This window comes from Clostridium sp. AM28-20LB (genome assembly GCF_003480665.1).
In the GTDB taxonomy this organism is placed as follows: domain Bacteria; phylum Bacillota; class Clostridia; order Lachnospirales; family Lachnospiraceae; genus Otoolea; species Otoolea fessa.
This window is the reverse complement of record NZ_QUJN01000002.1, coordinates 333,153-354,889: the sequence shown is the minus strand read 5'-3', so window position 1 is coordinate 354,889 and position 21,737 is coordinate 333,153. Positions and strand designations below refer to the sequence as shown.

Annotated in this window: 27 protein-coding genes and 1 pseudogene; all 28 read right to left on the bottom strand. The window is 54.2% G+C overall.

Annotation, left to right across the window (positions count from 1 at the left end):
• Positions 1–123: 123 nt before the first annotated feature.
• Entirely contained in the window at positions 124–1,053 is a 930-nt protein-coding gene (gene trxB / locus DW739_RS06475) for a thioredoxin-disulfide reductase (RefSeq protein ID WP_117796825.1), read from the bottom strand.
• 14 nt (positions 1,054–1,067) lie between these two features.
• On the bottom strand, positions 1,068–1,391 hold the full coding sequence (locus tag DW739_RS06470) for a thioredoxin family protein (RefSeq protein ID WP_107000750.1): 324 nt from the start codon (positions 1,389–1,391) through the stop codon (positions 1,068–1,070).
• A gap of 161 nt (positions 1,392–1,552) precedes the next feature.
• The gene (locus DW739_RS06465) at positions 1,553–2,734 is read right to left on the bottom strand and encodes an MBL fold metallo-hydrolase (RefSeq protein ID WP_118742809.1); all 1,182 of its coding nucleotides are present in this window, start codon (positions 2,732–2,734) and stop codon (positions 1,553–1,555) included.
• Positions 2,735–2,771: 37 nt separating this feature from the next.
• The gene (locus tag DW739_RS06460; RefSeq protein WP_117796824.1) at positions 2,772–3,815 is read right to left on the bottom strand and encodes a ribonucleotide-diphosphate reductase subunit beta; all 1,044 of its coding nucleotides are present in this window, start codon (positions 3,813–3,815) and stop codon (positions 2,772–2,774) included.
• 10 nt (positions 3,816–3,825) lie between these two features.
• A complete protein-coding gene (locus DW739_RS06455; protein ID WP_181357201.1) occupies positions 3,826–6,342 on the bottom strand; it encodes a ribonucleoside-diphosphate reductase subunit alpha in 2,517 nt (838 codons plus the stop codon).
• A 165-nt stretch (positions 6,343–6,507) separates the two neighbouring features.
• Positions 6,508–7,719: an FprA family A-type flavoprotein gene (locus tag DW739_RS06450; protein ID WP_107000753.1), complete on the bottom strand. Its 1,212-nt coding sequence runs from the start codon at positions 7,717–7,719 to the stop codon at positions 6,508–6,510.
• A gap of 22 nt (positions 7,720–7,741) precedes the next feature.
• The gene (locus DW739_RS06445; protein ID WP_107000754.1) at positions 7,742–9,655 is read right to left on the bottom strand and encodes an acyl-CoA dehydrogenase family protein; all 1,914 of its coding nucleotides are present in this window, start codon (positions 9,653–9,655) and stop codon (positions 7,742–7,744) included.
• 22 nt (positions 9,656–9,677) lie between these two features.
• Positions 9,678–10,109 (bottom strand): Rrf2 family transcriptional regulator, encoded by a 432-nt coding sequence (locus tag DW739_RS06440; protein WP_015553424.1) that lies wholly within the window; start codon positions 10,107–10,109, stop codon positions 9,678–9,680.
• 343 nt (positions 10,110–10,452) lie between these two features.
• A complete protein-coding gene (locus DW739_RS06435) occupies positions 10,453–11,124 on the bottom strand; it encodes a GTP pyrophosphokinase family protein (RefSeq protein ID WP_107000755.1) in 672 nt (223 codons plus the stop codon).
• The gene (locus tag DW739_RS06430) at positions 11,121–12,815 is read right to left on the bottom strand and encodes an FAD-dependent oxidoreductase (RefSeq protein WP_107000756.1); all 1,695 of its coding nucleotides are present in this window, start codon (positions 12,813–12,815) and stop codon (positions 11,121–11,123) included. The genes DW739_RS06435 and DW739_RS06430 overlap by 4 nt, the downstream gene beginning before the upstream one ends.
• Complete coding sequence (gene trxA / locus DW739_RS06425; protein WP_107000757.1) at positions 12,812–13,132, bottom strand: thioredoxin; 321 nt, start codon at positions 13,130–13,132, stop codon at positions 12,812–12,814. The genes DW739_RS06430 and trxA overlap by 4 nt, the downstream gene beginning before the upstream one ends.
• A gap of 28 nt (positions 13,133–13,160) precedes the next feature.
• Complete coding sequence (locus DW739_RS06420; RefSeq protein ID WP_117796821.1) at positions 13,161–13,736, bottom strand: 4Fe-4S binding protein; 576 nt, start codon at positions 13,734–13,736, stop codon at positions 13,161–13,163.
• Positions 13,733–13,936, bottom strand: coding sequence for a 4Fe-4S binding protein (locus DW739_RS06415; protein ID WP_107000759.1), 204 nt, complete (start codon positions 13,934–13,936; stop codon positions 13,733–13,735). The genes DW739_RS06420 and DW739_RS06415 overlap by 4 nt, the downstream gene beginning before the upstream one ends.
• A 12-nt stretch (positions 13,937–13,948) precedes the next feature.
• On the bottom strand, positions 13,949–14,194 hold the full coding sequence (locus DW739_RS06410) for a ferredoxin-thioredoxin reductase catalytic domain-containing protein (RefSeq protein WP_107001011.1): 246 nt from the start codon (positions 14,192–14,194) through the stop codon (positions 13,949–13,951).
• A 132-nt stretch (positions 14,195–14,326) separates the two neighbouring features.
• Entirely contained in the window at positions 14,327–14,485 is a 159-nt protein-coding gene (locus DW739_RS06405) for a rubredoxin (protein ID WP_107000760.1), read from the bottom strand.
• An 89-nt stretch (positions 14,486–14,574) separates the two neighbouring features.
• A complete protein-coding gene (locus tag DW739_RS06400; RefSeq protein WP_107000761.1) occupies positions 14,575–14,787 on the bottom strand; it encodes a DUF6219 family protein in 213 nt (70 codons plus the stop codon).
• Positions 14,788–14,863: 76 nt separating this feature from the next.
• Complete coding sequence (locus tag DW739_RS06395; protein ID WP_033120174.1) at positions 14,864–15,238, bottom strand: desulfoferrodoxin family protein; 375 nt, start codon at positions 15,236–15,238, stop codon at positions 14,864–14,866.
• Positions 15,239–15,258: 20 nt separating this feature from the next.
• Complete coding sequence (gene rbr / locus DW739_RS06390) at positions 15,259–15,801, bottom strand: rubrerythrin (RefSeq protein ID WP_107000763.1); 543 nt, start codon at positions 15,799–15,801, stop codon at positions 15,259–15,261.
• A 79-nt stretch (positions 15,802–15,880) separates the two neighbouring features.
• Positions 15,881–16,537, bottom strand: a complete 657-nt coding sequence (locus tag DW739_RS06385; RefSeq protein ID WP_107000764.1) for a Crp/Fnr family transcriptional regulator — start codon at positions 16,535–16,537, stop codon at positions 15,881–15,883.
• Between the two features lies 1 nt (position 16,538).
• Positions 16,539–17,318, bottom strand: coding sequence for a DUF134 domain-containing protein (locus DW739_RS06380; RefSeq protein ID WP_118742808.1), 780 nt, complete (start codon positions 17,316–17,318; stop codon positions 16,539–16,541).
• A gap of 187 nt (positions 17,319–17,505) precedes the next feature.
• A pseudogene (locus tag DW739_RS06375) lies at positions 17,506–18,816 on the bottom strand (DUF87 domain-containing protein); the annotation flags it as partial.
• The gene (locus DW739_RS15090) at positions 18,803–19,096 is read right to left on the bottom strand and encodes a hypothetical protein (protein ID WP_243017764.1); all 294 of its coding nucleotides are present in this window, start codon (positions 19,094–19,096) and stop codon (positions 18,803–18,805) included. The pseudogene DW739_RS06375 and the gene DW739_RS15090, both read right to left, overlap by 14 nt.
• Positions 19,097–19,117: 21 nt before the next feature.
• Positions 19,118–19,351, bottom strand: a complete 234-nt coding sequence (locus DW739_RS15085) for a helix-turn-helix domain-containing protein (protein ID WP_243017744.1) — start codon at positions 19,349–19,351, stop codon at positions 19,118–19,120.
• Complete coding sequence (locus tag DW739_RS14870) at positions 19,332–19,499, bottom strand: hypothetical protein (protein WP_002576412.1); 168 nt, start codon at positions 19,497–19,499, stop codon at positions 19,332–19,334. The genes DW739_RS15085 and DW739_RS14870 overlap by 20 nt, the downstream gene beginning before the upstream one ends.
• The gene (locus DW739_RS15080; RefSeq protein WP_243017745.1) at positions 19,496–19,849 is read right to left on the bottom strand and encodes a phage antirepressor KilAC domain-containing protein; all 354 of its coding nucleotides are present in this window, start codon (positions 19,847–19,849) and stop codon (positions 19,496–19,498) included. The genes DW739_RS14870 and DW739_RS15080 overlap by 4 nt, the downstream gene beginning before the upstream one ends.
• Positions 19,827–20,324 (bottom strand): BRO family protein, encoded by a 498-nt coding sequence (locus DW739_RS15075; protein ID WP_243017746.1) that lies wholly within the window; start codon positions 20,322–20,324, stop codon positions 19,827–19,829. Before DW739_RS15075 ends, DW739_RS15080 begins: the two co-directional genes overlap by 23 nt.
• 432 nt (positions 20,325–20,756) lie before the next feature.
• Complete coding sequence (gene rpsI, locus DW739_RS06360; protein ID WP_022358510.1) at positions 20,757–21,146, bottom strand: 30S ribosomal protein S9; 390 nt, start codon at positions 21,144–21,146, stop codon at positions 20,757–20,759.
• 28 nt (positions 21,147–21,174) lie between these two features.
• On the bottom strand, positions 21,175–21,609 hold the full coding sequence (gene rplM / locus DW739_RS06355; protein ID WP_107000767.1) for a 50S ribosomal protein L13: 435 nt from the start codon (positions 21,607–21,609) through the stop codon (positions 21,175–21,177).
• Between the last annotated feature and the right edge of the window lie 128 nt (positions 21,610–21,737).

Sequence of the window (21,737 nt, the reverse complement as noted above, 5' to 3'; positions counted from 1 at the left end):
CCGATCTTACATGGGTGATCTTATCTGCCATCACTCTGGCAGTTTTCCTTGCAGATATGTCGGCATCCCCACTGCGGTCGTATCCGGCCTGACCTTAAACATGGCTTTTTCAATCTACCTTCCTTATCGGTTTTCCGCGATATATTTCTCCGCCATGTGGACTGCCACCGCGCCGTCCGCCACGGCGGTGACCACCTGACGGAGGGGCTTCGTCCGCACGTCGCCCACGGCGTAAACGCCGGGAATACTGGTTTCCGTGGTCTCTCCGGCCACGATATAGCCGCCGCCGTCCAGCGCCAGTTGACCCACCGCCAGCGCCGTGGCGGGCTGTCGGCCCACGCTGACAAATACGCCGTCGCAGTCCACCACGCTTTCCTCACCGGTGACGGTGTCCCGCAGGCGTACGCCGGTCAGCCTGTCCCCGGAAAGCAGCGCGGAAACGGTGCTGTTCCAGCGGAATTCCACATTTTCGGTCTGTTCCAGTGGCTCGTGATAGATCTTGGTGGCCCGCAGGGTGTCTCTGCGGTGGACGAGGATCACCTTTTTCGCCACGCGGCTGAGAAGGAGGGCATCTGCCGCGGCGGAATTGCCGCCGCCCACCACGACCACCGTTTTGTCCTTGTAAAACATCCCATCGCAGGCGGCGCAGTAGGCCACGCCCCGGCCCAACAGCTCCGTCTCTCCGGCAACGCCCAGCGTTCTGGGGTCTGCGCCGGTGGCCAGCACCACGGTTTTCCCCCGGAAGATCCCCTCGCTGGTCTCCACGAGCTTGGGAACCGCCGTCAGATCCATGCGGAGAACTTCCGCGTATTCGCTGCGTGCCCCAAAACGCTCCGCCTGCTTTTGCATCTTCTCCGCCAGAGAGAAGCCGTCGATCCCGTTCTCAAAGCCGGGGTAGTTGTCGATCTGCTCGGTCAGGGCCATCTGCCCGCCAGCAGACAGCTTTTCCAGCACGACGGTGTCCAGCCCCGCCCGGGCCGCGTACAGGGCGGCGGTGTAGCCGCCCGGGCCGCCGCCCACCACGAGCATATCATAAACATGATTGTTGTTCATATCTGAATCCTCCGTTATTTCGCCAAGGCTTCCTGAATGAAGCGGTCGATCTCTGCCTTTGAGCCGGGCGCGGTGATGGAATCCACGGCCTTTCCGTTCCGGTACAGCACCAGAGTTGGGATGACCTCGATCCCCTCGGCCCCCGCCAGCCGCGGCTCCTCGTCAATATTGATCTTGCTGACAACGAGGCTGTCCGCGTATTCCTCTCCAATCTTCTCATACGCAGGGCCGATCCTCCGGCAATAGCCGCACCAGGGCGCCCAGAAATCCACCAAAACGGGCTTTTCGCCCCGGGTCGCCTGCTCAAACTGCTCCTGATTCATATTCATAGCTGCCATATCTGTCAGCTCCTTTCTTTTGTTTGGGTATTCTCAAGACTCCGTTCTCGCCCCACACCACATCGTGACCTCAACCTGAGATGACGGTACTCTGCCCTTGGGACATAAAGCAGATGAGTAAGACCATCATCTGTACGAGAATAGCTGCGGTTTGTTGCAGCTTATTCCGCGCAGAGCTCCGCCACAAGAGCGTCCATCTGCGCTTCGCTGGTTTGGTTCAGTGCGCCGCGCAGCGATACCTCCGTTTCACACAGTCGGAGTTCCTTCATCTTTTCCAACTCGGCGCGCATCAGCCGCGCGGCAGCAGGGGCCCATGAGCCGTTTTCCATGAGGCCGATCCGGCGGTTTCGGAATCCCTTTGTCTGTAAATGATCCAAAAAGGCCTTCATGGGCGGGAACAGTCCTCCGTCATAAGTGGAGCAGGCCAACACCAGTTTCCCGCAGTAGAACGCACTGGCAACAGCGTAGGAAAGATCTGTCACAGTGAGATCACATATGCTGACCTGCACGCCTTTTTTCTCTAATTTACCCTTGAGGGTCTTCGCCGCATGGGCAGTATTTCCATGGATGGATGCGTGGGCAATCAGTATGCTCTCCGATTCTTCTGGTTCCCATTGTGACCAGAGATCATAGAGCCGCAGACACTCCTCCAGCCCTTCTGTAAGCACGGGACCATGGAGCGGGCAGATCGTTTGGGTCTCCAGCGCGGAGGTCTTTTTCAGCAGAGCCTGCACCTGTGCGCCATATTTCCCGATAATATTGTAATAATACCGTCGGGCCTGCGGCACCCAGGGGGCACGGGCAGTCCGTTCCAGTGAGCCAAAGCGTCCGAAGGCATCCGCCGAGAACAGGATTTTTTCCGTTTCCTCATACGCCGTCATCACCTCCGGCCAGTGTACCATCGGTGCCAGCAGGAAGCGCAGCCGGTGTGAGCCCAGAGAGATCGTGCTGCCCTCGCCAACCTCCAGCATACGGTCTTCCGACAATGCACCCGTGCCAAAGAACTGCTTGATCAGGGTAAATGTTTTCGCGTTTCCCACGATCTTCATCTCCGGGTACTCTTGCGCTATCCGCATGAGGCTGCCGGAATGATCCGGCTCCATGTGTGTGACCACAAGATAATCGGGGTTGCGCCCCCCCAACACCTGCGCTACATTGGAAAGCCATTCCTCCGCCGCCCGTGCGTCCACGCTGTCCATCACGGCGATTTTCTCGTCCAGAATGACATAGGAGTTGTAGCTCACTCCCATAGGCTGGACGGGGTACTGGTTTTCAAAGAGTGCCAATGTGTTATCATCCACCCCTACATAGCGGATGGCATCTGTTACCGTTCGGATATCCATATAAAAAATACCTCCTATTCTGATGTCTTTGGTTTTCTTATAAATCGTCTATCAGTGCGGTGCTCTTGGCGTAGGCGGTACTGCGTGCCTCAAAGAAATCGGTCTTGACCATATTGGCGTCAGCGTACTGGCTGACCCATTCCATGCTCTCCGGTTCGCTCTCAAAGCCCGGATACAATGCCGGATAGCCAAGGCTCGTCCAGCGAAGATTCCCGAGATAGCGGATGTAATCGCTAATCATCTGCCGGTTCAACCCCGGGATGTCGTCGCCGATCACATAATGCCCCCATGCGATCTCCTGCTCCACGCCCTCACGCATCATCTCGCGCAGCGCTTGTACGCTCTCGGCGGTGAACAACTCCGGCTGCTCCTTTTGCAGCTCCGTGATGATATTGCGGAACAGCCACAAGTGCGTGTTCTCGTCGCGGTTTATATAGCGGATCTCCTGCGCCGAGCCGGGCATCTTCCCGTTTCGGGAGAGATTGTAGAAGAACATAAAGCCGCTATAAAAATAGATGCCCTCCAAAATATAGTTCGCCATCATCACGCGCAGCAGCGTGGGAGCGTCCTTCCGCTCCTGAAACTCGTTGTAGCAGTCCCCAATGAAGGTGTTGCGGCGCAGCAGATGCTCGTCCGTTTTCCATTGGTAGAGGATGTCATTGCGCTCCACGGGGGAACAGATGGTGTCGAGCATATAGCTGTAGCTCTGTGAGTGGACACACTCCTGAAACGCCTGAATGGACAGGCAGAGATTGACCTCGTTGGCTGTAATGTAGGCGCCGATATTAGGCAGGTTCGCTGTCTGAATGGAATCCAAAAAGACAAGAAAACTCAGAATTTTATCGTAGGCGCTGCGCTCGGCTGACAGCAGGCGGGGATAGTCCTTCACATCCTGCGAGAGATTGATCTCCTCAGGGATCCAAAAGTTGTTCATGGCCTGCCGGTACCAGTCGCTGACCCAAGCGTACTTCATATTGTTGAAGTCGTTGAGGTTGGTGGTATTGCCGCCGATCATGCGCCGCAGGCGCACATCAAGGTCGCCCTCCGGGTTAAAGAGGGGCTTTTTCTTCAGTTCCATCATGCTATCCTCCTTATGACGAGCAGCTTTCACAGGCCTCGACCTCAAGGGCCTTGCTGCGGACATAATAAATGGTCTTGACGCCGGCCCTCCACGCCTCCAAATACAGTCTGAGCACCTGACGCATGGAATAGTCGTTGGTGATATAGAGATTCATGCTCTGCGCCTGGTCAATATGTCTCTGGCGAAAGCCCGCGGCGCGTACCGACCAGCTTTGGTCGATCAGATGCGCCGCCTTATAGTACCACCATGTATCCATAGAAAGCTCCGGAGCAACGCGGGGCAGCATGCTGCCCTTTTTTTCCTCTAAAAAGAATTTCTTCATAATTGGATCGATGCCCGCCGACGTGCCGGAGAGGATGGATGTGCTGGAAGTGGGTGCGACAGCCAGCAGATAGGCGTTGCGCATTCCCTGCACCGCCACCGTTTCCGCAAGCGCCCGCCACTTTTCTGAGGTATAACCTCGCTTTTCAAAATACGCGCCTGTCTGCCAGTCGCTGCCCTCAAAGAGCGCATAGCGGCCCTTTTCCCGTGCCAGTGCTGTGTCCGCCTTGACGGCGGCGTAGTTGATATGCTCGAATACCGCATCGGTGAAGGCAAGGTGCTCATCGCTCTCCCATCGGATGCCGCGCTTTGCCAGCATGTGGTGGTAGCCGCTGACGCCCAGGCCGATGCTGCGGTACTTCTGATTGGTAAGCCGCGCGTATTCCAACGGGTAGAAGTTGAGGTCGATCACATTATCCAGTGCGCGGATGGCCGTTTCCACCGTGCGTTCCATATAGGCCTCGTCCTCCACCGCCAGATTACCGAGAGACAGACTCGCCAGGTTGCAGACCACAAACTCACCGGGGAGTGTGGCCGTCACCACCACTGTGTCGCCGTTCTCCGTGTGCACCTCAGTGCTGATATGCTCGATGGGCGCCATGTTCTGTGCGATCTCCGTGCAGAGATTGGAGCAATAGATCATTCCCGTGTGGCCGTTTGGGTTCATACGATTTACGCTGTCGCGGTTGAAGGCGAAGGGCGTGCCGGTCTCCACTGCCGAGCGAAGCACCAGCCGCACGATGTCCTTGACGGTGACGCTGCGCTTTTCGATGCGCGGGTCATTGACGCAGTCCAGATACCGCTTCTCCCATTCCGTACCCCAGTAATCCTCCAGTGCGTAGCCCTTGACCGTGAGGATCTCATGCGGACACATGAGATGCCACGGCGCGTCTATGTTCTCCTCCGCCAGTCGCCAGAAGAGATCCGGATAGCACACGGCGGGAAACACATCATGCGCCTTCATGCGGTCGTCGCCGTTGTTGGTGCGCAGTTGAAGGAATTCAGGCAGATCCCGGTGCCATGCGTCTAAGTAAACCGCCGCAGCGCCCTGCCGCATCCCCAACTGATCCACCGCCACGGCGGTGTCGTTGACCAACCGGATCCAGCGGATAACACCGCCCGCCGCCCCTTGAAAGCCGCGGATGGTGCTGCCTGCAGCGCGCACCTTACCGAAGTACATCCCCATTCCACCGCCAAATTTAGAGACCTTTGCGAAGTTGTCCAGCGAGCGGTAGATGCCGTCCAGACTGTCCGGCACAGTGTCCACAAAGCAGCTTGAAAGCTGATGGTAGGGCTTTCGTGCGTTGGACATGGTAGGTGTCGCCATCGTGACCTCCATACGGCTGAGCATATCGTAAAAGCGTTTTACCCACCCCATGCGGTCAGAGCCTTCGTTCATAGCAAGATGCAGCGCGATACCCAAAAACATCTCCTGCGGTGTTTCCAGCGGCACGCGGCTGCGTGACTGGATCACATAGCGTTTGAGCAGCAGGTCAAGGCCGGAGTAGGTGAACAACTCGTCCCGTTCCGGGCAGAGAAAGTCCTCCGCCATAGCGATCTCCTCGTGGGTATAGTGGGCAAGAATATAGTCACCGTAGAGTCCCTTATCCGTCAGATAGCGAAGCCTGCCATAGAGGTCGCCGACGCCGCGCCCCTCCCATTCCTGTGCGTTGCGACAGCGAAAGGAGTGGTTCAGAAGCCGCGCCGCGATGAACTCCCACTTGGGTGCCTCTGCCGTAGTCAGCTCTACCGCTGCCTTGGTCAGTGCCTCAGCCCTCTCATCCTCCGTCATGCCCGGGCGACAGAAGCTCTCAAACTTCATTTGAAGCGCCGCGAGGGAGTAGATTTCCTCGGTAAAATCCATCTGGATACGGCGCAGCACCTCGTCAAGCGAGTTATCCCCCACCGTCTGCGCGATGGTATGCCGGACGCGGCGCAGCGCAGACCGCTTTTCGCGATAGAGGATGTACGCCTTGGCCACCTCATAGTGTCCGCGCTCCATGAGCGTCCGCTCCACCTCGTCCTGCACACGTTCCACGGTGAGCGGTACTGTGACGGAGAGATTGTTGAGAACGGCGGCGAGGATCTCCTCCAGTTCTCCGCCCCCAATCTCCCTTCCCTGTCCATCAAACGCTTTTTTCATGGCGTTGAAAATTTTCTCCTGTTGAAAAGGAACAGACTTCCCGTTTCGTTTTCTGATCTCCATTTCGATCCTCTCATCTTCTCCGGTCACTTTTCATGTCCTTTTGGGCAAAGAGCGGGCAAGCGCAGTATCACGCTTGCCCGCTCTATTTTTGAAAGCCGGTTTTTCTGCAGCCGACACGGCGGGGCTGTTTGTTGTCTGTTGTCTTGGTTTTGGCTTTCCTGCCAGTTACTTCATAGATTCCAGAATGGCGTCCGCCAGTGCTTCCAGCTCAGTGCGCTTGTCCGTGCCCATGGACGAGGCGAGGCTGAGCCGCTCGTTGAGCACCGTCATGTTCTTAAGCTCATCGTTGACAAATTTCTGCATGAGGTCACCGGACTTCACCGCCCATGAGCCGTTTTCAATGATGGCAAAGGTGCGGTTTTGCAGATTCAGTGCCTTCATATCCATGAGGAAGTCATGCATGGCGGGGTAGATGCCGAGATTGTAGGTCACAGAGGCCAGGACAATGTGACTGTACTTAAACGCCTCGGAAATCAGCTGGGAGACATGAGTGGAGGACACATCGTACATCGCCACCTTGCTCATGCCCTTATCGCAGAGCGACGCCGCCAGCGCCTGCGCCGCGTTCTCCGTGTTGCCGTACATGGAGGCGTAGACGATGAGCACGCCCTGGGTCTCAGGGGCATAGCGGCTCCATGTGTCGTACTTTTCGATGAACCAGCCCAGATCCTTGCGCCACACGGGGCCGTGGAGCGGGCAGATGTACTGGATCTGATCCAAAACGCCGCCGGCCTTTTTCAGCAGGAGCTGGATGTGGGGGCCGTACTTGCCCACGATGTTGGTGAGATAGCGGCGGGCGTCGTCCAGCCAGTCCCGCTCGAAGTCCACCTCGTCGGCGAACAGCTTACCGTCCAGCGCGCCGAAGGTGCCGAAGGCGTCGGCGGAAAAGAGGACGCCGTCGGTGACGTCGAGGGTCACCATGGCCTCCGGCCAGTGAACCATAGGCGCGCCCACAAAGGTGACGGTGTGCTTGCCAAAGGAGAAGGTGTCGCCCTCCTTCACCTCGATGCACTCATGTCCGTCCACATGGAAGCCGAACTGCCGCATGAGCATGAATGCCTTCTCGTTGGAGATCAGCTTCACCTTAGGATGGCGCAGCAGGATCTCCTCGATGCAGGCGGCGTGATCCGGCTCCAGATGGTTGACCAGCAGGTAGTCCAGCTCGCGGCCATCCAGCACATACGCCAGATTTTCCAAAAGCTGGCGGCAGGCAGACCAGTCCACCGTGTCAAAGAGCACCGTCTTTTCATCCAGCAGGCAGTAAGCGTTGTAGCTTACGCCCCGGGGAATGGGAAAGCAGTTTTCAAACAGGGCCAGGCGATGGTCGTTGGCGCCCACCCAGTAGAGGTCGTTTGTTACTTTACGCACGCAATACATCTTATCTTACCTCCTTCACGGCTCAAGCCTTTACAAATTGATCCTTCGTCTCCGCGCACTCCGGGCACACCCACTCGGCGGGAAGCTGCTCAAAGAGCGTACCCGGCGCGATCTCGCCGTCCTCGTCGCCCAACTCCGGCACATACTCGTAGCCGCAGCCGCTGCAGACGTAACGGTCGCCGATGGGGGCGGGCTTCGGCGGTGTGGGCCGCTTCATCTTTACCATAGGCGGCGCGGGCAGCTTTTCGCCGCTATCCAGCGCAGCAGTGAGCAGGGGCAGGATCTCCTCCACATCGCCCACGATGCCGTAGTCGCAGTTCTTGAAGATAGGCGCGTTACCGTTCTTATTGATGGCCACGATGGTGGAGGCGTCCTTGATGCCCTTAAGGTGCTGGGATGCGCCGGAGATGCCACAGGCGATGTACAGATTGCCGGTGAACTTCTGACCGGACATACCCACATAGCGGTTCAGCGGCAGATATTTGAGAGTCTCCGCCACAGGGCGGGAAGAACCGATGGCCGCGCCGGCAGCCTTGGCCAGCGACTCTACCAGTTTCATGTTCTTTTTCTCCCCGATGCCCTTGCCCGCGGAGACCACCCGCTCCGCCTGCGGGATGGGCGTATCCATAGGGATGCCCACGGAGAAGTCGTGACCATCCTTCTTCAGCGCCGCTACAAGGTCGGCCACCTGCTGGGCAGCATCCCCTTCCCGGAAGATGGTCTTTTTGCGAATGCCGGTGATGGGCGCGGGTTTCTTGGCCGCCGAACGGCTCTCGCCGCCGGAGCTCTTGCCCAGCCTGCCCACCAGATGAGAGGCGATGACCACCCGCTGGATCTCGTTAGTGCCCTCGTAGATGGTGGTGATCTTGGCGTCGCGGTAGGCCCGTTCCACCTCCATGCCCTTGAGGAAGCCACTGCCGCCGTGGATCTGCAAGGCATCGTTGGTGACCTCCAGCGCGATGTCCGAGGCGTACATCTTCGCCATGGCGGACTCCATGCCGTAAGGCGCGTGCTGCTCCTTCAGCTCCGCCGCGGAGTAGATGAGGAACCGGGCGCAGCGCAGCTTGGTGGCCATATCCGCCAGCTTGAAGGCGATGCTCTGCTGGGCCGCGATGGGCTTGCCGAACTGGACGCGCTCCTTGGAATAGCTCAACGCGTGCTCAAACGCGCCTTGGGCGATGCCCAGCGCCTGCGCGGCGATGCCGATGCGTCCGCCGTCCAGCGTGGACATGGCAATCTTGAAGCCCTCGCCCTCCTTGCCCAATAGGTTTTCCTTGGGAACCTTCACGTCGTTGAAGATCAGCTCCGCCGTGGAGGAGGAGCGAATGCCCATCTTGTCATAGTGGTCGCCGAACTCAAAGCCCTTCCAGCCCTTCTCCACGATGAAAGCGGAGATGCCCCGGGTGCCGATGTCCGGCGTGGTGACGGCGAAAACCACATAGGTGTCCGCCTTAGGGGCGTTGGTAATGAAGATCTTGCCGCCGTTGAGGAGGTAGTAGTCCCCCTTATCCAGCGCCGTGGTCTCCGTGCCGCCGGCGTCGGATCCGGCGTTGGACTCCGTGAGGCCGAAGGCGCCGATCTTCTCGCCCTTGGCCAGCGGAACCAGATATTTCTTCTTCTGCTCCTCGGTGCCATAGGCGAAAATGGGCCATGAGCCTAGGGAGACGTGGGCGGAGAGGATTACGCCCGCGCCGCCGTCCACACGGGCCAGCTCCTCCACCGCGATGGCGTAGCTCAGGGCATCAAGACCGGCACCGCCGTACTCCTTGGGGTAGGGAATGCCCATCCAGCCCAGCTTACCCAGCTTCTTGACAGCCTCCTCGGGAAACTCATTGTTCTGATCCATTAAAAATGCGAGGGGCTTGATCTCCTCCTCCGCAAAACTCCGGATCTTCGCGCGCAGCTCTTCGTGCGCCGCCGTGGTTTGAAACAGCATATGGGTACCTCCTCTTAAAATTTTACAGCTTGCTTGTATCTTGGGGATCGGATCCGCCGGTCAGCAGCCTGCGCAGGCTCACGGCACGGAACGCCTCGTCCTGCTTTTGCTGCAAGGCCGCCAGCTGACAGTGGATGGCGCACCGCCCATGCTTGTCCTGCCAGCGGCATTCATATCCCGGCTCCATGCAGGCGCACAGGATGCCCCGCTCCCCCACGACCCCCATGAGATCGTAGAGGGAGGTCGCGTCCAGATCGCAGGACAGCGCGCAGCCGCCGAGGGCGCCGCGGCTCACCCGCACCAAATTGCCGGCGGAGAGCTTGCGCAGAATCTGGTAGGCAAACTGATTGGGGATCAATTCCGTTTCCGACATCTCGGCCACCGAATGCTTCTCCCCGTCCAGCAGCACCCGCAAAATGCGCAGTGCGTAGTCCGTCTCTTTGGTGATGATCATGCTCCACATCCTCTTTTCGCTTGCTTGTTAATGCCATTATATCAATCTTGATAAATTTTATCAAGATAATTTCCAAAAAAATATATCGTTTTAACACAGACCGCTCCAGCCCGGGTCAGCTTCGCTTTCCATTCAGCGAAAAGCCATGTTCCTTACAATATAGAAGCCGAAAAAGCTGTGCCGTGGCAGTCCGCCGAAAGCAGAAAAGACTATGCCTGAAAACCAGAAAGCGGAGAAATTGGTTGGGGGTCGCAGGGGTCGCCCACCCAAGGCGGATAAGGCGGTCCCTGGCAAGTCCAAGGCAAGCACCAAAGTGCGTGCTTTTCATTTTATATTCGACACATTATGTTATGATATGCAGTAAATGTTCCATCTTACCGTCCCATTCTCTGCTGGAATCGGCGCACTCTTTCAGTTCAGTTTCGACTTCAGCATTTATCGGCAAGTTTTTCTTATAGCGGATGGTATGCTCAAGGCTTGCCCAGAAGTCCATAGCGATTGTACGGAGTTGTATCTCCACCGGCACATGGATCACTTTTTCCGCAAAGAATACCGGCAGCCGGAGCGTCAGGTGCAGACTGCGATAGCCATTTGGCTTAGGGTGTGAAATATAATCTTTCTCTGTGATGATTTCAATGTCAGACTGTTTTTTTAAGCACTTTGCCAAAAAGAACACATCCTCCTCGAAAGAGCAGATCACCCGCACACCGGCAATATCCATGATATTTGTCTGCATGGTCGGAAAATCCAGAGGAAGTCCGCGTTTCTGCATCTTATTCATAATGCTGGACGGCGACTTCAAGCGGCTTTTTATACTTTCTATCGGATTGCGATCATGCTGCAATGAAAACTCTTCGTTTAGAATTTCCAACCTGCTTTCCAGTGCTTTCAGCGCACATCGGTATTGCAGCATGACTTCCTGATACCTGCGATTTTCGCTTAAAAGGCGCTGGCACTGCAAATCATCTAAGCCTTTATCTGCCGCAACCGTCAAGCCAAATAAATTCTCACTCATAGCTTCTCCATTCCGCAGGGATAGGCGCTCCGCGCTGTCTGCCGCTCTTGTATTACGACCTGATAAAAACTGTATCCGCCGGAGAGATGGGAACAGGTGAAACCGTACTGCGTCAAAAGTCGGCAGGCCAGATAACTGCGAAGCCCTGTCTGGCAATTCACATAAACAGGCTTACCCCGGTCTAACTCGTCCAAATGCTCCCGCAGATCGTCCAGTGGAATATTGCGGAATCCATTCAAGTGCCCACGCCGATATTCGCCTTCTGTACGGACATCCAGCAGTGTCGCATTGCCATCGCAAGGCAAGTCCTCAACCTCATTCCAATGGAACTGCCGTACCTTCCCGCTCTCCAAATCCTCGATCATAAAACCGGCCATATTGACCGGGTCTTTGGCAGAGGAATAGGGCGGCGCATAGGAAAGGTCAAGCTCCGTCAGTTCCAAGGCTGTCATTTTTGCGCGAATGGCCGTTGCCAGTACATCAATGCGCTTGTCCACGCCCTCGCCGCCAACGATCTGCGCACCCAGCAGCCGCAGGCTTTCTTTTTCATACATCACCTTCATTGCCATAGACTGTGCGCCGGGATAATAGATAGCGTGGGATGCCGGGAATAATACGACTTTGTCGTAAGCGATCCCTGCTGCCTGCGCTGCCTTCTCATTGATCCCCGTGGAGGCCGCTGTCAAGCCAAACAGTTTCAGAACAGACGAGCCCTGAGAGCCGTGAAAGCGGCTGTTTCCGCCGCAGATATTGTCAGCGGCAATGCGTCCCTGCTTGTTGGCAGGCCCCGCCAGCGAGATCAATGCTTTTTGGCCGGTCACGAAATGGGTGACCTCTACGGCATCGCCCACAGCGTAGATATCCGGCACGGAGGTTTCCATCCGCTCGTTGACAGCGATGCTGCCCCGGATGCCCAGCTCAAGTCCGGCCTCTTTTGCCAGATGGGTGTCCGGCGTGACGCCGATGGCCAGCAGCACCATGTCGGAGCGCAGCGGCTCACTTTCCTCCAGCAGCGTCAGCACGGAATCTCCGTCCTGTCGGAATCCGGTGACGGTTTCATCCAACCGCAGAGCCACACCGTGTCTGCGCATTTCCGCATGGACAAAGCTGGCCATATCCGCATCCAGCGGCGCTAATAGCTGCTTCAGACGCTGGACGATGGTAACCGAAACGCCCATCTCCACAAGGTTTTCCGCCATTTCCAGACCGATAAAGCCGCCGCCAGCCAAAACAGCGGTTTTCGGCTTCTGATCCTCTACAAAGCGTCGAATGCGGAGGGTGTCTTCCACGGTGCGCAGGGTAAAGACCCGCTCGCTGTCCACACCGGAAAGCGCAGGAATCGTCGGCTTTGCGCCGGGTGCAAGAAGCAGTTTGTCATAGGTTTCCGTGTAGACCTTCCCGCTGTCCAGTGCGTGGACGGTGACGGTTTTCTCTGCGGGATTGATCGCAGTTACTTCCTGCCGTACTCGCACATCAATGCGAAAGCGATCCCAAAAGCTCTCCGGAGTTTGCAGCGTCAATTCTTCCTGCTCCTTGATCACACCGCCCACATAATACGGCAGACCGCAGTTGGCATAGGACACATAGCCGCTGCGCTCGATCATGATGATCTGCGCGTGTTCATCCAAACGGCGGATGCGGGCGGCGGCAGAAGCACCGCCCGCCACACCGCCTACGATTACAACTTTCATCTTGCGCCCTCCACCATTGCGGCAATCTCCGACTTAGGCCGATAGCCCACCGATTTGGCAACGGCCTTTCCATCCTTGAATACGACCAGCATCGGGATACTGGACACCTGAAAACGCATTGCCAGCTCCATCTGCTCGTCCACATTGACCTTTCCCACCTTGAGCGCGCCGCTTTTTTCTTCGGCAAGCTCATGCAGTATGGGAGAGAGCATTTTGCACGGTCCGCACCAGTCGGCGTAGAAGTCCAGCAAAATGGGCTTGTCGGAACGCAGTACCTCATTTTCAAAATTCGCAGCAGTAATTTTCAGTTCAGCCATGAGTAAGGCTCCTTTCTGTTATCTTTGTTTATTCTTTGTTTTTCAGCTTGCAAATCCCCTGCGTCATGGTTCCCATGGGGCAGAAGGCACACCATGTACGGGGCTTGTAGAGCACCATGACGATGAGGCCGATGAGCAGCGAGGTCAGCATGAGGCTGTAAAAGCCGAAGCTGAATTGGGCTACCCAGTCTGTCACCGTTCCGGCAGTGTAGGCCCAGCCCCACGGCACACGGAAGGTCCAGAACAGCTTAATGGCCTCCCGCAGGGACGAAGTACCCGCAGCGACCAGATATGTCTGAAACACCATGTTGCCGAACATCGTCAGGAAAAAGATCAAAAAGCCATAACGGAACCACTTGGAGGACATCCAGCGGGGCGTGGGCTTGCAGCGGGAGCATTTAAGGTCTGTCCCCAGCTTGCTGAACAGTTGACCCCGTCCGCAGAGGTGGTTGCAAAAGTATTTGTTCCCACCAAAGATGGCTAAGAACAGCGGCAGAAGAAAATCGATCATGCCCAGCCACGCGAACAGGATATTGAAAAAGCCCAGTGCAAAATAGATGATTGCATATACCCACAGGTAATCGTACCAATGCTTTACTTTCATGCGTCAGCCCTCACTTTCACCTCAATGCAGCCGACGGGACAGATCTTTGCGCACTTGCCGCAGCCTACGCATCGTTCCGCCTCCACAGCGGCGTAGCAGCCGCGGCGCACCTTGACGGCCCCAAGTGGACAGGTATTTTCACACACGCCGCAGGCGACGCACCGCGTCTTATCTATGGCGGCCAGTTTCTTTGACAGCATAGCGTTCCTCCCTTAATCCTGCAAGGATTTGTAATAGAGCATACAGTGGCAGAATCCCTCGAAGCCCGGATCTGCAATTTGATCCTTAAACTCCTGGCACATACATTTGGTCGCCTCTGTGCTCTCCCTGCGGCAGGGGCAGTACCCGCCGGTGCGCTTGAGTCCTTCTCTGATGGTGCTGACAATCTCCTGATCGGAATTGAGCTTGATTTTCATGTTCGCCACCTCTTTCTTGTTGATTGATTGTGGCTTTATCATACCGCAGTACAAAGCATTTTTCTGTGACGAGGTTACGTTACGGCAAATTTTTATATAAGTGAGAAAGAGCCGTGAAGCGGTATCTTACATACTGCTTCACGGCTCTTTGTTTATAGGTTTTGTTGTGCTTCCTTACTCAGCCACAGAAAACTGGTCTTTGCCAACAAAACATAAGGGGCATTCAAAATCATCCGGAATATCTTCCCATTTTGTACCCGGTGCAATGCCGCCTTCCGGATAGCCATTTTCTTCGTCGTATTCCCAACCACACACATCGCATACATATTTCATAATGAAATTCTTCTTTCTTGTTTTTTATTTCGCACACAACATTAGCCCGACTTTATCGTCATCAGAAACAATAACGATTCCTATCTTACTCAAAGAATATCCACAGCTTCCGCTTGTTTTACTCTCTTTGTTTTCTTATTCCCTGAAATCATTTTATGACCCGTATATACTGCCATAACCATGCAGATCAAGGAACTAAGCGCAAGGTACTTATGCGTTGTTTTTGAGCCTTTATATCCAGTGCAAAAAGTTCCAAACATGGTAATTACCGCTCCGATTGACCAATATTTATGTGCTTTCATGACTTGTTTGCCTCCTGCCTGCAATACATGACATTCAGTTCTCTATGTTGGTTCTAAGATACCATGCGCAGAACGATCACGCTTTCCACAGACTGTGGAGGTTGCAGTAGGCGTAGACCGCCTCGACTTCGTCGCCCTCGCAGAGCGCAAAGCAGACCTCCGGCTTCTCGCCCGGGTGCAGTTCCTTGCGCTGGTTGCCCTGCTTGGTGTGGAGGGACACCCACTCGATGTAGTGCTCCGGCAGCATGGGATGCTCTACGGAGCCGACCTTGACATGAACGATGCCGTTTTCCACAGTCCAGACAGGGACGTGCTTCTCCACGGCGGCGTCGGTGGTACCGGGGATGATCTCGCTCATCGGCTCACCGCAACAGATGACGGGAACGCCCGTGTCCTTGACCTTGGCAATGATGTTGCCGCAATGCTTGCAAATGTAAAACTTCTGCTCCATGATTCGTTCTCCTTTTCTCTTTAATAGTTTTCTGCGTGAATTTCAAAGTAGCTCTGGGGATGGTTGCAGGTCGGGCAGACCTCCGGTGCTTTCTCACCGATCACGATATGCCCGCAGTTGCGGCACTCCCATACCTTGACCTCACTCTTGGCGAAGACCTCCGCCATCTCCACATTGTGCAGCAGGGCACGGTAGCGCTCCTCATGATGCTTTTCAATGGCGGCTACCAGGCGGAAACGCTGGGCCAGCTCATGGAAACCCTCCTCGTCGGCGGTTTTGGCAAAGCCGTCGTACATATCCGTCCACTCGTAGTTCTCGCCCTCAGCGGCGGAGAGAAGGTTTTCGGCGGTGTCGCCAATGCCGTTCAGCTCTTTGAACCACAGCTTGGCGTGTTCCTTCTCATTATCAGCGGTTTTGAGGAACAGCGCCGCGATCTGCTCGTAGCCTTCCTTCTTGGCCTTGGATGCAAAATAGGTGTATTTGTTGCGCGCCTCGGACTCACCGGCAAAGGCAGCCATCAGGTTTTTTTCGGTTTGAGTTCCTGCGTATTTCGTTTCTTTCATGGTGGATACTCCTTCCTGTTTTTCTGCTTTTATTGTAGCAAATCTATGATTTTCTTCTGTAACGAAGTCACATTTCTTTTTATTTTAGACGATTTAGTCTGTTCTTATCCCGCAGCGTGATTGCACCACGCTTCAGCTCCACCAGCCCGTCCTCCGAGAAGCTTTTGAGCATCCGTGCCACTGCCTCCCGTGCCGAGCTGATGTGCTGGGCGATCTGCTCATGGGTCATGCGTATCGTGTCGGAGCCGGTACGTTCCGCTTCGGCAAAGAGAAATTCTGCCAGCCGCTGATCCAATCCCTTGAACATAATCTGCTGCATCGCCCACATCACATCAGAAAACCGTTTCGTTGCCAGTTCATAGAGAAAACAGCGGACATGGAGATTTTTCTCCTTGAGTGCAGCAATGACATTTGCAGAGATAATCAGAATGTCCGTATCCATTCCGGCAGTCATTTGCGTATCAAAGGTGATCTGACTGATCACGCAGGAGGCGGAAAGCACGCATAGTTCGCCCGGATACAGGCGGAACAGAGTTACCTCCCGCCCCTCATCAGAGAGAAGATAGGTGCGGATCTCGCCGGAAAGAATAAACAGCATTCCGAGACATTCATTGTCGCTGCTGTGAACGAACGCACCCTTTTTATAATGACGGACAAAGGCACTTCGGCGTAGTGTGTCCATTTCGCGTTCGGTCAAGGATGACCAGAACGGAAGTTGTGTCAGTGTGCGTTCCATATCAATGGCAGCTATGCTTGCCGCAGCCGTGGTCACCGCAGGAGTGACCAGCCTCGCCGTGTTCATGGTCATGGTGGTCACAGTGAACATTGGGATCGTAGCCCAAACTTCCGTTGAGCAATGCGCTCACCGCCGCGTCAGCGTCCCCGCTGACACCGCCGTAGAGCTTGATGCCCGCTTCGGCGAGTGCTGCCTGCGCACCGCCGCCGATGCCTCCGCAAATCAAAGTGTCCACGCCGTTCTGCATCAGGAATCCTGCCAGTGCGCCGTGACCGCTGCCGTTGGTATCAACGACTTCCGCATGGACGATTTTGCCGTTCACAGATTCATAAAGCTTGAACTGCTCGGTGTGACCGAAATGCTGAAAGATCTGACCGTTGTCATAGGTAACTGCAATTTTCATAATGGAATCTCCTTTGCAAGTTTTGCCTGATTTTTCCATGTTGGCTCTCTGCATCCGGCAGCAACGGCCGCAGTGAGCTGCCTCCTGTCCTCCGCAGATGCGGTAGTTTCCCCCGGTGATGTGCAGCGGTTTCCCGTGGACAAGACACGCTACGATCTTGCTCCGTGCGCTTTCGTAAATCTCCTGCACAGTAGAGCGGGAAATCTCCATTTGAGCGGCACACTGCTCGTGGGTTTGCTGCTCCAAGTCAACCAGCCGAATGACCTCGTATTCGTCCAGCGTCAGCAGGATCGGCTCGGTATTCTCGCACCCGTTAGGACAGAATGTATCGACCTGTGGTACGCCACAAATTCGACGGCACCGTGGCGGTCTTGGCATGGGAGCTTTCCTCCCTTTGTATTCGGTATATTCCGATTATAGCACTTTGAGCAGAAAAAGCAATTTTTCAAAAGCTGCTACATTTTCCGTCCTCATATGTGTGCTGGCTGATATTCGGTGTCGAAGACTACGTGTGAGCCATGTTCGTATTGTCAGATTATCTACATTTGACAGAACTTCGCAGGGTATCCTCTTCCGAATAGTTCGCATTGATGTCCATCGGGTTGATATACTGCGCGCTGGAAGGGCTGATTTTAATGACCTGCCCCTCAAATTTCTTCACCAGTGCCGTGTACTCGGCTTCCGGATCGCACACAATTACATCGTCATCCGTCACCAGAAACGCATTGGCGATTTCTCGCTTGGCAGAGAAGGATTTACCGGAACCGGGAGTACCCAGAATCAGCCCGTTGGGGTTTTTGAGCTTTTTCCGGTCAACCATAATCAGGTTGTTGGACAGAGCATTCAGCCCATAGTACAGAGCCTCTTTCCCGGTCTGAAACAGTTCCTGGGTGGTAAACGGAACGAAAATTGCCGTGCTGCTGGTAGTCATGCTGCGCTGAATCTCAATCAGGTTCTGTGCCAGCGGCAGACAGCTCATCAGCCCCTGCTCCTGCTGAAAGCCCAGACGGCGCAGGTTGCAGTTGTACTTCTGCGCGATACTGGAAGCTTGAAACACATTGGTTTCCAGCTCCTGCTCCGTCTCGCCGGTATTCATCACCAGAAAGGTCAGCAGGAACATACGCTAATTCTGGCTCTGCAATTCCTTCAGCAGTGCCTTTGCGTCCCTGCCGTAAGTTGCCAAATCTGACGGAATGATGTCCATATCGTATCCGGAACGGACAGCTTTCTTCTGTTCCTCAATCTTGGAACGATCCAGCTCCGTAATGGTGTGCTTGATGGATTTGATTGCTTTGTTCTGGTCTACCGACTGAATGTGCATGGTCACAATCTGGCTGGATTCCATATCCAGAAAGTCCTTCAGCAGCTGATCCGACAGGTCGGAAGCCGTAATCTGGAGATAGGACATGGAACCATACATCCCACCCATCTGAAAAACACGGTTCTTCGGAAAGGCAAACCCGGTCGGGGCAATAAAGTCCTTTACCGACAGCCCGCTCTCCGGCAGCCACTTCCAATCGAAATTGAATCGGTCATGGTCACCCATGTGGAACATATCGTGCATCAGATGAAGCCGTTCCTTACCGTTCAGCAATTTTGCCCGGACACCCAAGCGTTTGAAGTTGTTCATCAGGTCGATCTCAATGTGATTGAGCCTCGGCTTTGCCTGTTTCATGGATTCTGCTTCAATGCCAAACGTCAGGTACTTCGTCTTGGTCAGGCCGTTGTTGCCCTGGGCAAGCTGGCGGCGCAGCATGGTGCTGTACTCCGTGCGCACCGGATTGAAATGATCCTTCTGGTACGGGATGCGCACCATCTTCTCAAAATTCGAGGCATCCGTAGCCATATTCATAAAAGAAAGCTCAAAGCGGATACTCAGAGAGCCGTTCCACCCGCATCTGATAATCTCCTGGGAACTCCTGCCGGAGCTTGCCGTATTCCGTGTCAGAGAGAAGGACATTTTCGTATGAGCCATACCGGTGCTGGATTTCCTTCTTCTCTCTTTTATTGATTGTTTCAGTACTTGTTCTATTAGTACTTAATTGCGCGGGATTTTCCGTAACCGGTGTGTCCGTATCCGGATTTACCGTATACGGCTTTTCCGTACACGGCTTTTTCCTTGGCATCTCATAGATCACATACTCCGCTCTGCCCATCCGACCGTTACTCTCACGCTGCTAGTTCCTTTCCAGATATCCAAGACGTTCCAGTTCTTTCAGAGCTGTAAGCACCCCATCTACGCCATCCGGTGTAATCGAAGATAATCCCCGTACCGAATAGTTCCATGTGTCCGGTAAACTAAGCAGCATAGAGAGAAGTCCTTTTCCTTTCAGGCTGAGACCCTGATCCCGCAGGTGGTAATTGCACATCGTTGTGTAATTGCTGTTTTTCTCAACCCTGAATACCGGCATGGTGCTCACCATCCTTTTTCGCAGGCTCCGTTTTTTTCTTCGGACATTTGCGCGGACGATCTTCGCTGTCCTCCCGTCGATGGTATTTGCCGGTATCCTGCATCATGCGTTCAAACGCCTGAAGGCGTCCCTCTGTAAAAAGCGTCATTCGATCACACCCCATTTCTTAAACAACTTGAAGAGATGATTCTTTCCCTTGCAGGTCACTCTCGTCTGCTGCACCAGTTTTCCGCTTCTGCCGTAGCAATCCCGGACAATAAAATAGCCCCTTGCAGATTTGTCTGCAAAAGGCATCAGCCAGCCGCTTGGACTGCGGTACAGATAGCGATGATCCAGTAAGAGAGCTACTGCCGTCTTCTCCGGGATTCCGATTTCCTTACAGAAATTCCGGATGCAGGTACAATCCTCCGAATTCACAAAGGTGTCGAAGTAGTCTGCCTTGGGCTGTGCCGCATCCAGCTGTTTGCGGATACCCTCAAGCTGCTCTCTCGGCCACAAGCTCCTTCGCCAGGGTGTAGATGACCTCCGGATGCTGAATCACCTGATCCAAAATAGAATCGCTCATATACACACCATGCTTTCGGATGGACGGGAGAACTTCATCAAACACCCAGTGTTCAAACCGTTCTGCCGATGGCAGCTTGCTGTGAACGATCAGCCGATAAACATCACCTTCCGTGATAAAGGAGATTTCAACGACCTGCTCTCCAGCATCTCCATACTGATTCACCTTCTGAACGACCCCCTCGCGTTTCGTTAGGGGGCCTCTACAATGGCGTTTCACTGCGGCGTAGGGATTCACATATCCCAACGCTTTCGCCACGTCGCTTGCACAGAAGAAGGTCTTGCCTGCCTCCTGTAACAACCGGATCGAACCAAACTCCTGGTTCTCAAACACCTCCATCATCTGCCTCGACTGTCCGCCATGACTGCCCACATCGGTGTCATGGGTCTTCTGATTGAAATCCGTCATACCTGTTACCTCCTACTCAAATTTGTCTCGCCGGATTTCGGGCGAAAAAATAAAGCCTCGACCCATTCTCGTTTTCAAAGAATGAGCCAAGGCTCTATGTAACAGGATACCTGATATCATTTTTTTGCAGATTTCGTCAGAACTCGCCAAACGAATCCGACACCATTTTTCATTCCGTTTCAGCCGGATTTTTCCCGAAAATCTGTCAAGGATATGGGGCGAATTTCCCCTCCAAAATGGCCTTCTGTAAACCCATTTTCCCACCCATTAGGCTCAAAAATAGACCGTAAACCCATGGTCAACCCATCAAAATGGGCTAATTTGAAGTCAAATTTCCTCAAATTTCACCATCGGAATCAGGTGATTTCAGGCATAGAAAAAGCCCGGAAAATGGCGTATTTCCGGGCTTTTTTAGCATTATTAAGCTGTAGATTATCGCTTGCTGAACTGCGGAGCGCGACGAGCTGCTTTGAGACCGTATTTCTTACGCTCTTTCATTCTCGGGTCACGAGTTAAGAAGCCTGCTTTCTTCAGCACCGGACGGTAATCAGCGTCTGCCTGAAGAAGTGCACGGGAGATGCCGTGTCTTACAGCGCCAGCCTGACCTGTGAAGCCGCCGCCACGTACATTTACAAGTACATCGAACTTATCAACTGTCTCGGTTGCTACGAGCGGCTGACGAACAACCACTTTCAGGGTCTCAAGACCAAAGTACTCGTCGATGTCTCTTTTATTGATAGTAATCTTGCCGGTTCCCGGTACAAGGTATACTCTAGCGATAGATTTTTTTCTTCTGCCTGTTCCGTAAAATTTGTTAGCCATTATAGTTTCCTCCTTCCAGTGCCTTTAATTAAAACTTGATTTCTAAAACTTCCGGCTTCTGAGCTGCCTGCTCGTGCTCCGGACCTGCGTATACATGAAGTTTTGTAATCATGCTTCTTCCTAAAGGTCCCTTTGGAAGCATACCTTTAACTGCTAACTCGATAACCTTCTCCGGCTTCTTAGCCATCATTTCACGAAGGGTTGTCTCTCTCATGCCACCTACATAATCAGAGTGATTGTAGTAGATTTTCTGATCCATCTTCTTACCAGTTACTTTGATCTTCTCTGCGTTTACTACGATTACATAATCGCCGCAATCCATGTGCGGTGTGAAGATCGGTTTGTTCTTGCCTCTTAATACCTTTGCTACCTCAGATGCAAGACGACCTAATGTATATCCTGTAGCGTCAACTACATACCATTTTCTTTCGATTGTTGCTGGACTAGCCATAAAACTCTTCATTGGTTGACCTCCTGTTTTACTTCATATAATTGAGATTAACTATATCATGAAATGCCTGCTCCGGGGCTTTGGTGCCGACATCTTCCTGACTCATGTCATACTGACTTATTATATTACACGCTTCCGGA